The 2,927-nt window shown below is 55.2% G+C and carries 4 protein-coding genes; 1 reads left to right on the top strand and 3 read right to left on the bottom strand.

Features of this window, described 5'->3' with window-relative positions:
- On the top strand, nt 1-1,334 hold a 1,334-nt coding region (locus LCF60_RS24145; RefSeq protein WP_292295073.1), incomplete at its 5' end, for a trypsin-like peptidase domain-containing protein.
- A 339-nt stretch (nt 1,335-1,673) separates the two neighbouring features.
- Here the strand turns inward: LCF60_RS24145 and LCF60_RS24150 are convergent.
- From LCF60_RS24150 to LCF60_RS24160, 3 genes are all read right to left on the bottom strand, one after another.
- Nucleotides 1,674-2,042, bottom strand: a complete 369-nt coding sequence (locus LCF60_RS24150) for a hypothetical protein (protein ID WP_292295074.1) — start codon at nt 2,040-2,042, stop codon at nt 1,674-1,676.
- A 9-nt stretch (nt 2,043-2,051) separates the two neighbouring features.
- A complete protein-coding gene (locus LCF60_RS24155; protein WP_292295075.1) occupies nt 2,052-2,195 on the bottom strand; it encodes a hypothetical protein in 144 nt (47 codons plus the stop codon).
- The coding region (locus tag LCF60_RS24160; RefSeq protein ID WP_292295076.1) for a uracil-DNA glycosylase family protein at nt 2,192-2,927 on the bottom strand (736 nt) is incomplete at its 5' end. The genes LCF60_RS24160 and LCF60_RS24155, both read right to left, overlap by 4 nt.

Raw genomic sequence — 2,927 nt, forward strand, 5'->3', positions numbered from 1 at the left:
AAGGTACTTCGACCTATCTCGATGGGTCGAAATATGTAGGGCAGTGGAAAGACGATAAATGGCATGGCCAAGGTACTGTAACCTATCCAGATGGAGGTAAATACACAGGGCAGTGGAAAGACCATAAGCGGCATGGCCAAGGTACTGAAATCTATCCCGAGGGAGGAGAATACATAGGAAAGTGGAAAGACGATAAATGGCATGGCCAAGGTACTGTAACCTATCCCAATGGCCAAAAATGGATAGGAGAGGTTATGGAACATGAGCTCCGAGGCTGGCGTTATGTAATTTTTCCTAATGGGCAGTCAAATTATTGCTACCAAATAGATTTCCGATCTTACCGGGATTGCAGCGGTACAAATATACATAACGTGGCACCTGCGCTTAAGTCAGCATTCGTAAATCTTTCGGATCAAAGGCGGAAAGCGGTTCAGCAGAGGCTAAAGATTTCTGGTTTATATGAATCTACGATTGATGGACTATGGGGGCGCAACACGTTCGCAGCGATCCTTTCTTATGCTGCCATGAACTTCGAGGATATTGATGTCCGTACAAGCACCTCTGCGAGCGAGATACTGGAGGCGGTTTTAAGAGGTGCATTTATAACAAGTAAGCCTGATCCGGAACCCGTAAGACCTGATGATAATCAAACTTACAAAGTTGCTTCTGGAACTGGCTTCTATGTGTCGCGCGAAGGGCATGTCATCACTAACAGTCATGTAATCGACGGCTGCAAAGAAATCAAAATCCACTCCAAGGGTAATTTCCTTGATACAGTGATTGTAGCCAGTGATCCACAGAATGATCTGGCATTGCTTAAGTCTGATGGGCCTCCTGCTGCTTTCTTCTCATTAAGCCAAAATAACCCATACCCCTTGCAAGATGTTATCGTTGCTGGTTTTCCGTTCGGAGATAGGGTGAGTTCATCTCTCAAGTTCACACGAGGGATTGTCAGCTCTCTAACTGGCATTGGTAACAACTATTCAGAAATTCAGATCGATGCGGCGCTGCAACCGGGTAACAGTGGTGGCCCTATCTTGGACGAGTTTGGAAACGTCATCGCTGTTGCTGTGGCAAAACTTGATATGAAGAAAATTCTAAACGACTATGGAGTGATCCCAGAGAACACAAACTTCGGTATAAAGTCGTCAGCAGTTCGAAATCTAATGGAAGGCAACCGACTTGTGCCTAAAGAGTCCAGCAAAAAAATGCTAACAAGACTTGAACTTAGCCAACTTGCCACAGACGCCACCGTATTCCTGACTTGTTGGATGACAACCGCACAGATTGATCAATTGAAGTCGCGCAAGGTGATGTTCACTCAGTTCGAATAGTCTTGTGATGGTCCGAGGAGTCCAAAGGCGCAGAGAAAGTCGGGCGTATACAAGAGCGGCTCTCTGAGAGTTTAAACCAAAATCCTGCTGCCGGATGTACTAAATCACCGCTGATTGTAGTCCAAAAGGTCGCGGTCGGTCGAATGTCTGCTGCATAAAGCGTGCCAAAAACGGGTCCTTTTCGGCCTCTTCCATGTTTGCCACGATCGGCTTCAGGCGTTCGACCAGTGGGCTCAGGTCGTATTCGTTCGATGTGCGCACGCCTGTCTTGTGATACTGCTCGTTGCGCCGGAGCAGATTTTCGGACCTTGGCGACCGTCCCGAGCCTGAAGGTTCTTTTCAAGGTGCTGTGTGAACCTGCTTTCTTTCGAGATCGCCCAACAGGTCCTCCAGCACCTCAATGAAGCTGTTACGCTGCATGAAGACCGAACCCGGCACCTCGTGATGGTTGGCCCGCACCGGCCGTACCCCCTCCTTGTTCCGCGTCGGGCGCAGCGCATTGGGGTAGTCGTCGATCCCAGGAAGCGGCTGCCCCGGAGCGCCGCCAAACCAGAAATACGGTCCCATGTTGAGCTCCTGGTCGAGCCTTATCCAGATGGCGCAGCCGCTGGGCTTCTCGGCAAGCACCCGCGCGAGGGAGACCTTCGATGGCTTCTTGGCGGTGCCGGTCTTGAACTGGATGTGACGGACTACCGGTCCGCGCGCCATCACCAGGTCCTATCCGTGCGCGTCGAACTCCGAGCGCAGCACCTCTACATCGTGGATGCCGAGCCGCCAGAGCGTGCGGAGCGCCTCGCCCACAAAAACATGTTCGGCGATCCGCTCCCGCAGCGTCGAGTGGGTGTAGTGCGCGGCTGTCATGCCGGAGCCGCCGCTGGAAGCGGAGGCCACCAGTCGATGGGCTGAGCATTGAGTTCGAGCAGCAGCTGGTTCACGTGCAACCAGGGATTCTGCCCGAAGAACTCGCTATCTCTGGGATGGGGCAGATCCACTCTCACGACGCGGTTGTCCCAGGTTTCCGCGAGCCGCGCTTCTGCTTCCGCACCGCTGGCGGCGAACCTCGCCTGCGCTTTCCTGCCGAGCAGAACGAAGAGAAGGGGGGCTTGGGCATCGCGGGCCGACTTCCGCAGGAAGTGGCGCAGGACTGGCCGCCAGAGCGTCAGGTGAACCCCCACGTCGCTCGTCCTGGTGTGGGTCCAGGCCGCGTTGACGAACAGGACGCCCTGCCCTGCAAGCGCGTCGAAGTAGCCGTCGAGCTCCGGAAGCGCCAAATGCCCGCCTCGGATTAGTCTTCTCACCTCGGGCCAGCTACCGGCTCGGAAGAGACCCGCACGGCCGTTTTGGGTCGCCAAGGCAGCCAGCATCAGGGGCTTCAAGCTCTTGGCGATGCCCTGCGGGCGTCCGCCTTCCCAAGCGCCGTCTTCGAAGGCCCGCCCGGTCGCCTGGGCAACCGAAGGATATGGGTCTTGTCCGAGCACCACGACACGGACGTTCGCAGGTGCGACGTCCTCGAAGGCTCGGCAGACGTGGGCCCCATCCGGCGCATCGTCATTCGCTGCGCCCCGGCGCCCGGGCCACACGGCTGCGCCCTCG

The organism is Marivita sp. (assembly GCF_020055635.1).
GTDB lineage: Bacteria > Pseudomonadota > Alphaproteobacteria > Rhodobacterales > Rhodobacteraceae > Marivita.